We start from the raw sequence: 8,248 nt of genomic DNA, 5'->3' as shown, positions 1-8,248 counted from the left end.
TATCCCTAACTCGCTAAACCACAACCAGAAAAATTAGAAAGACCTATTTAAAATACTTTAATCCGTACCTAAACATAACATAAACCGGAATACTTAAGGCAATCCATGACACGATATGCCATACTCCTACTCCCATTATTGCTGATAACAAGCCTAAAATTGTTATCACTCCCAGTAAAATAGGGATACCCCATACTTTGAAAAACACGTTATTATTATTCTTCATTCTCTTGAACAGTTGATAAGGTGAGCGATTCGGCTTCTCCCATAAGCCTTTTAAGTTGGGCCGACTTCGCCTTGCGCCTGGCAAGCCAAAGGTAAATTCCGGAAATCAATACAATAATAGTAGCGATATCGAAAATCGCCCAGAGTATCTTCATCGGCATACCCCCATAGTCACCAAAGTGAAATGGCTGGGAGATAAAGATTGTTTTCAAATACCATGGCAGATCTCTCATGCCTGTCAATTCCCCAGTTTTGGCATCTATTAGCGCCGGTTTGATAATCCTTGAAGTTAGCGGAGTAGTTCCAATCATGTACACTGCGTAATGATACTTACTGGAGTAAAGTGTTCCCGGATAGGCAACAAAAGAGACATCCATTCCGGGAGCGGCTGCCTTAGCTGTCTTAACAGCAGCATCCAAAGAACTTAAAGTTCCTGTTACCTTAGGTTTATTCTTATATCCCGCAACCATTTCGGCAAGCTGACTAGACTTCCACTTGTCCAGCGCTGGGTCAACCAGGGTGTTTATCACACCTGTAAGTCCAACAACCGATGCCCAGGCCAGTGTTACAATTCCAAGCAGGTTATGCAAATCCAACCACCTTAATCTCGATGATTTCTCTGTCCTGATCATTCCGAAATCAAAACGCTTCATAATCGGACCATATAATACTATACCGGAAACAATAGCAACAATAAAAAGCAGCCCCATCAGCCCCAGGAAAAGTTTACCGGGTATGCCCGCCAGCATTTCTACATGCAGGTAATACATCACCAGCATAAAATCCATTTCATTGGGCGGCGTGTCCATTACCTTACCAGTATACTCATTCATCCTAAGGTAATGATCTCCTTCAATGGGCGCCTCACTTGAATCGGCCACAACAACAAACATTTCACCAGGATGCTCTTTTACATCCCATGACACATACTTTATTGCCTTTACGGGTACGTGTTTTAAGGCCTCATGCAGTACAACATCTTTTGACAATTCTGGAGTTCCAGGAGGAACAGCAGGCATTTCTACTTCCTTGCCCAGTAAATGATCAATTTCCTCATAAAATATCAGAGGTAAACCAGTCAGGCATAGCATGAGCAAAAAAACCGTACAAATAAGACTGGTCCATTTATGAACTTCAAACCATTTTTTTATTGTTTTAGCCTTCATAAGTTAAAATTTATAAGCAAAACTTGCCGCAAAGTTCCTTGGTTTTTGTGGATTAACAGACCAGTAACCAATGTAATAATCTTCATTGGTCAGGTTATTCATATTAAAGGTAAACCTATATTTGTCTGAGTTGTAAAATAAACTTGCATTTAACAAGGTATAGCTTGGCAATTCAAAAACTCCTGTTACACTATTATCTATTACCTTATATACACCAGCATAGTTTCCACCTAACCCGATCCCGAAATCTTTTAATTTACCGTATCCAAATTTATAAGTAGCCCATAAATTTGCCAGATCCTGAGGTCCCTGACCACCTGGTGCACTTCCTACTTCGTTGTAAAAATCAGTGGGCTCACCTGTGTTTCCTTTAAGCACTTTAATTCTGCTGTGACTAACTCCTGCAATGATATTAAAACCAGGAAAAGGATTTGCACTTAAATCCAAATCAAAACCCTTGCTTCCTGTTTTTCCACCTTGCACGGAAGAAGTTGGTGTATCATAAACCCTGTTTGCAACTCTGATATCATAAACAGAGAAAGTGGCAAACAACTTATCAGAAAAGAAATTAGCTTTCACTCCTACTTCCCATTGATTAGCTTGCTCAGGTTTAAATGATTTTACGCCTAGGCTTACTTTATTCTCGTCAAATACTTCACGTGGGGCTACATTAAAGAACGCATTCATGTAATTCGCAAAAATCGACACCTTATCCAGTATAGGCTGATAAACAACCCCAAATTTAGGCGAGAAGGTTAATTGATTATAATCATCTTCAGTATCTTTAAGATCACCCTTGGAATCAAAATAATCCATCCTTAAGCTAGCCATAACACTTAATGAAGGAGTAAAATTAAGCACGTTTGATACATAAGCGCTGGAGGTACTGTTCTTGATATTGGTACGACTTCCTGCTCCTGCATCCGCCAGCGCATTATCAACCAAAGCTTGCGTTAAATATACCGGAGGAATTTCTTTTCCATCTTTATCAAATTCAACTTCACTGTTCTGAGGTGTAACCTGTCTTACTAAAGCCCAAGCCGAGCCATTGTCAATTACATTGCGGGTATAATAATCCAACCCTATCAAAACTCGATTCCTCAGACTTCCGATTTTAAAATCGCCATTAAAATTCTGCTGTATATCAGTTGTATTAGTGGTTTGTTGTTCTTTATGGAAATACTGGTCAAAATAATTGTCCCTGTTCGCGCCCCCCATATTCAGGTATGCATCATCCCAGATATAGGTATAATAGCCATCTGATTTTACGTTCCCTCTGGAAACCACAGTTTGTGAAGTCCATTGATCTGATAGTTTATAAAGCATCTGACCTTGCAAATTATATCTTGGATTTTTTATAGTCAGATCGTTGCTGGTGAAAGACAAGTTCCTGTCTAGGTTTAGCTCTTTTAGGTTTTTAAAGATGAGCGTTGTATCTCTATTAGTATTAAAAAAGACTGGAGGAGCAGCCCTTTCTTCCTGCAAAATTTCTGTCAATACCTGAAAGGAAAGCCTATCATTTACTTCATAAGCCAAACTAGGTGCTATGTAGAAAGACTTTTTAAATCCGGCATCCTGAAAACTGTTTTCTGTATGGTAGGCAGTATTAATACGCATTGCAATTTTTTCAGTTTTGCTCAAAGGCATATTTATATCTGCAGTTACCCTGTTCAAACCAAAACTACCTAGGTTGTAGGCTACTTCACCGCCAAACTCATAATACGGTTTTTTAGTAATGGTATTGATAATCCCTCCATAGCCATAAAAGCTTGCTCCAAACAATGTCCCAGAAGGTCCTTTCATCACTTGTATCTCTTCCACACTTGCCGGATCAAGGTTTCCACTGGTCAGGCCAGGTAATCCATTGATCAGACTTGGCTGCGCTTCAAAACCACGGAGCGCAAAATAAGAGGCTCCATCACCTCCCCTTCCTGTAGATTCCCATGTTCTTGCGATTCCGGGAATATTCCGCATCGCATCATCATAGTTACTAATCGCTTGCTGTTTTAATATTTCAGAAGAAACAGAACTATATACCTGTGGATTCTCCAGATTTTTTAAAGGCATCTTAGCAACTGCAGCAGTTACTTTGTTAGTATTTCTGGAAGAAATGATTACTTCTTGTAATTGATCGGAATTCTCATTCAATACAAAATCAGCAGATACAGTTTCTCCCGATTTTACTTCAATAGCCTGTTCTTGTTTTGCCAGACCAATAAATGTTGCAGTCAGAATATATTTGCCTGTTCTAATATTCTTTAGCTCATACGATCCTCTTTTATCTGTTAAGGCTGTTTTACCTGTTCCTTTAATATTTACAGTTACAAGTTCTGCGGGTTTTCCATCGGAGGTTTTTACTGAGCCACCAATATTTCCAGTCTGCGCAAATGACAGACTTGCAGAAAATAAGAGCAAAATAATACAATTGGTAAAAATTCTTATCATAGTTGAAATTTGTTTGATCGGCACAAACCTACTATTTAAAATAATTCTAAACAATATTATTTAAAATTATTCCAAACAACAGCCTTACACGCTCCTTTTCAAGTATTTAAGATTTAAATCGATAACTTGTAATGATCTTTAAATATTCTGGATCGAAGCCCTATTAGCTCCTGACTAAATCAATATTAAAAAAATAGAGGCAAAAAAAAGACGACATCTGGAGCAATGTCGCCTTTAATTAAGAAATAAATTTCTTGTACCCTGGAAGGGATTCGAACCCCTGACCCACGGTTTAGAAAACCGTTGCTCTATCCAACTGAGCTACCAAGGCCTTTCCCCTTAAGGAGCGCCAAAGATATAAAAACATGCGAATAAGCGCAAATCTATTTTGATAATTTTCTAAAAAAACCGCATTAAAAAAATATACGCAAGATTACCAGCCACTTAACAAATAGCCTAAATTCAGGTATTTTACTTTCCATTAACTATACCTTCACTGTCACTATTCAAAATAAGTTAGCAATCCAGAAACTTCCAATTTTACTGGCTTTAAAATGAGGCATGGATGTTGTATATCTAAAGTATATAAAAATAAGAAAAACGTGTGTTTTATCCTACAACCAAGGCAAAAACCTTCATCCCGAACAATTCCTACAACAATGCTATTTATTTGCAGGCAGAAAACGGGGAAGTTTTGCTACGATTAGAGGATTACATAACAAGTCGACACAACTAACCAAATAATTACAAACTTTAAATCTACCACTACCTACCTATGGATAATGACGCTCATAATTTGCAATCGCTGGTTGAAGCACTTGATGATGTAATTCTGGAATTAACCGAACAATCTGTAATTAAGCGGGTTTGGACAAAAGATAAATCTAAATTGTTCATGCCACCCGAATTCTTTATCAATAAGAGTATCCCGGAAGTTTTTGGCAAGTTTGGAGATATCTTTATTGACTGCATAGTCAGATTACTTAGTACTGGAGAAAGACAACAATGCATCTATCCAGATTTTGACCCAACTAAGTCGCTATGGTATTGTGCTAAGTTTCAAAAAATCGATTCCATTAATACTGATGCCAGGATAATCTGTATCATTGAGGATATTACAGCTAAAAAAGAGATGACCGATCAGCTTGAAAAGAATAGCTTAGAGCTCAAAAGGATCAACAACTTGCTAGAAATAGGTCATCAAATTTCAAAAATGGGTGGTTGGGAATATGATACCATAAGTAAAGAAGTATTTTTAACGAATCAGATCTACGAAATCAACGAATCAGATCCGCATATGGTAATCAATAGTATCAATGTCCCACAATCATTTGACAAAGAGAATAAAACAAAATTATTAAAAGCGCTGAAAAATTCGCTTGACAAAAATATTGCCTTCGACATTGAATTAGAGCTCATAACAGCTAAAAGGAATAAAAAATGGGTAAGGATCTCAGGCGTTCCAATAATGGAAAACAACAATGTTCGATTGTTCAGAGGAATATTGAAAGATATTACAGACATTAAAAACAACCAGCTGGAGCTTATTGAGGCCAAAAATCTTGCTGAACAAATTGCCAGAAAAAGGACAGAGACGCTTTCCATTATGAGTCATGAGATTCGGACTCCTTTAAATGCAATTATTGGCATCAGCAATCTCTTGGATCAGGCAACATCTTCGAACAAGGATATAAAAGAGTATGTGGATCATCTAAGATACTCTTCTAATCATTTATTGGGGCTTATAAACGACATATTAGATCTGGAAAAGATTGAAAGTAAAAAGATGCAATTAAATGAAGCCCCTACAAATCTGATATCACTTATAAATAATGTCTACAAGCAGTTTCTACCATTCGCTAAAAATAAAAGCCTTGCCCTAAATTTCCATCATGATTACAAAACACCTGAGTCCTTAATGATTGATGATCTCAGGCTAACAAGGATATTAAATAACCTATTGGCTAATGCCATCAAATTTACCGAAAAAGGAGAGGTTAGCATCACCCTAAAAACGCTTGTCGATCAAGACGATCATGCATCTATCCTTTTTAAAATCTCCGATACTGGAATTGGAATTCCTGAACATCTACATAATCTGGTATTCGACAAGTTTCATCAGGTTCACCAGGATTCCCACAGGCAACAAGAAGGAAGCGGATTGGGACTTAACATTACCAAAGGTTTAGTAAGGCTTTTCAAAAGCGAAATTCGCTTAATCAGTAAACCGTCCATAGGATCAATATTCGAGTTCCAAATTGACTTCAAAAAGGCCTTACCAATACTAAAGGAAAAGAAATCAAACGCATTCGAATTTGATTTCCCTGCCCTACCTGATTTTAAGTTGTTGATTGTTGACGATAATCCTACAAATTTACTCGTCGCCACCCGCCAATTAAGTCGTTTTGGGATCAATGCTAATAAAGCGGACAATGGCTATACTGCCATAGAATTTCTAAAAAAGGAAAAGTTTGATGTTGTTCTTGTAGATCTGCACATGCCGGGTATGGATGGTTATCAGCTATCTAAATACATACAAGAAACCTATCCGGAAACCAAAGTAATCATTTTTACTGCCGATGTACTTGAAGAAGTGAGACTTAGGCTTAAAGAAATGGGCATTCTCTATATTCTCTCTAAACCATTTAAACCAGAGGAAATGTTCGAACTCTTTTTAGAAGTACTTGAGGTAAAATAATTCATAACTTTATGCCCCATGAGAGTAGTTCTATTAGGGTTTGCACTATTTTTAATCAGTGCTCCATCGTTTTCACAAATAAACACAAAAGCCAAGGAAGCTGTTGTTACCTATGGATTCCGAAATAACGGAAAAGAAACAAAGGCAGAGCAAAAAATGTTCGTTAAAGGTAACCAGGTACATCTGGTACCTCAGGGTCGTCAGACCGAACAGCAGTATCTGCAAATTGCTCAAAAGGCAAGTTATCAGATACAAAACAGCAATGCTATAGCATACACACTTAAAAAGCCCTTCTCTGAATACGTAAAACCAGAATTGCTTCCAGGAATAGACACAATATTGGGCATTCCCTGTAAAAAGGCTAAAGTCTTTGTTCGTTCCAACACCATCGAGGTGTGGTATACAAACGACCTTAAAATTAAAGGAACACCAAGCATTTCAATTGCCCCCGAATTAGGCTTAGTTCTTAAAACCATTCGTAATGGTAATTCCGAAACCTTTGCAAAGAACATCGAGTACCGTACAGTAACCCCCGAAGAACTTGCCTGGCCAAAAAGCTGGGGTACCATGTTAGATGAACCAGCATACCAGCGACAAGTAATCGAAAGCCGCTACACTACGCTTACCATTTTCAATAATGAGCAGATTAGTTTTGGCAACAAAACAGAAAATCCTGTCGGAGAACAATCTAATGTCACTTACCATTTCTCTGGTGGAACTGTTATTCTTAAGAAAGTAAAGCTACCGCCAACAAAAGTTGGTCAACAATTATTTATCGAATTAGCACAACATTCTAACGGGGACGCATATGACCGTACAGGTTCTGTGTTTATGATCCCTACCGACAAATCCATCTCTTATCTTAATGCTTTGCAGAGCGGTATTCAGGTACTTCCTGTTTATTCAGCCAGAAATGGAAAGAAATACCAAGGAGTTACGGCTACCGACAACTATTTACCTCCGCTTGAGTTAATGCGTTTTTTCACTTCTTTTGGGGTAAACCATTTTAATCCACAGGCAAAAATAAAAGGGTATAACTGGGCCGATTCGGTTGTCTACAAACAGGATATCACATCCTTATTACCGCGTTTGCAAGGAGAAGTGTGGATAGGCGTTTTTATAGGAAACTATGATAAAGGCGGACATAAAGCCAGTCTGTACTTCAAATACTATCCAGGTTATGAGGGCGAAAGTCAAAAAGAGGAAAAGAAATGGTTAATGCCTGCTTTTAACACAACCAATTTAATGGAAATGTCGGGACAGGAATACGGCACAATGTTCGATCAGGATTCTCTTACCGTAACTGTGGAGATCCCGCAAGGTGTAAAAAACCTAAAAATGAGATATCTTACAACTGGTCACGGTGGCTGGGGTGGCGGAGATGAATTTGTACCAAAACAAAACGAAATCTTTATGGATGGCAAAAGAGTATATCACTTTATTCCATGGCGAGAGGATTGTGCAACATACAGATATTTAAACCCTGCTTCAGGCAATTTTGGGAATGGTTTGTCCTCTTCGGATCTTAGCCGCTCTAACTGGTGTCCTGGAACAATTACCTTACCTGTTGAAATCCCTTTACCGGATCTTAAACCTGGCAAACACACCTTTCAGGTAGCAATACCGTTAGGGAAACCAGAGGGAGGAAGTTTTAGCGCCTGGAATGTATCAGGAACGTTAATTGGCGATAAAGAATAAAATAAAAAAGGCATCC

Annotated in this window: 5 protein-coding genes and 1 tRNA gene; 2 read left to right on the top strand and 4 right to left on the bottom strand. The window is 38.1% G+C overall.

Annotation, left to right across the window (positions count from 1 at the left end; all coding sequences use genetic code 11):
- Positions 1-43: 43 nt before the first annotated feature.
- The 4 genes from HQN86_RS07100 to HQN86_RS07085 all read right to left on the bottom strand — a co-directional run bounded on the left by HQN86_RS07100 (position 44) and on the right by HQN86_RS07085 (position 4,167).
- Entirely contained in the window at positions 44-226 is a 183-nt protein-coding gene (locus HQN86_RS07100; RefSeq protein ID WP_172660290.1) for a hypothetical protein, read from the bottom strand.
- Complete coding sequence (locus tag HQN86_RS07095) at positions 216-1,391, bottom strand: PepSY-associated TM helix domain-containing protein (RefSeq protein WP_172660289.1); 1,176 nt, start codon at positions 1,389-1,391, stop codon at positions 216-218. The genes HQN86_RS07100 and HQN86_RS07095 overlap by 11 nt, the downstream gene beginning before the upstream one ends.
- 3 nt (positions 1,392-1,394) lie before the next feature.
- Positions 1,395-3,836, bottom strand: a complete 2,442-nt coding sequence (locus HQN86_RS07090) for a TonB-dependent receptor (RefSeq protein ID WP_172660288.1) — start codon at positions 3,834-3,836, stop codon at positions 1,395-1,397.
- A 257-nt stretch (positions 3,837-4,093) separates the two neighbouring features.
- Positions 4,094-4,167, bottom strand: a tRNA-Arg gene (locus tag HQN86_RS07085).
- Between the two features lie 444 nt (positions 4,168-4,611).
- On the opposite strand from HQN86_RS07085, the gene HQN86_RS07080 reads away from it, so the two are divergent.
- Together HQN86_RS07080 and HQN86_RS07075 are read left to right on the top strand one after the other, a co-directional pair.
- On the top strand, positions 4,612-6,534 hold the full coding sequence (locus HQN86_RS07080; RefSeq protein ID WP_172660287.1) for a PAS domain-containing hybrid sensor histidine kinase/response regulator: 1,923 nt from the start codon (positions 4,612-4,614) through the stop codon (positions 6,532-6,534).
- A gap of 18 nt (positions 6,535-6,552) precedes the next feature.
- Positions 6,553-8,232 (top strand): PNGase F N-terminal domain-containing protein, encoded by a 1,680-nt coding sequence (locus HQN86_RS07075; protein WP_172660286.1) that lies wholly within the window; start codon positions 6,553-6,555, stop codon positions 8,230-8,232.
- Positions 8,233-8,248: the final 16 nt, after the last annotated feature.

Source organism: Pedobacter panaciterrae (assembly GCF_013204795.1).
Classification (GTDB): domain Bacteria; phylum Bacteroidota; class Bacteroidia; order Sphingobacteriales; family Sphingobacteriaceae; genus Pedobacter; species Pedobacter panaciterrae.
Note: the sequence above shows the minus strand (reverse complement) of the source record. Positions and strands in the feature narration are given on the sequence as shown.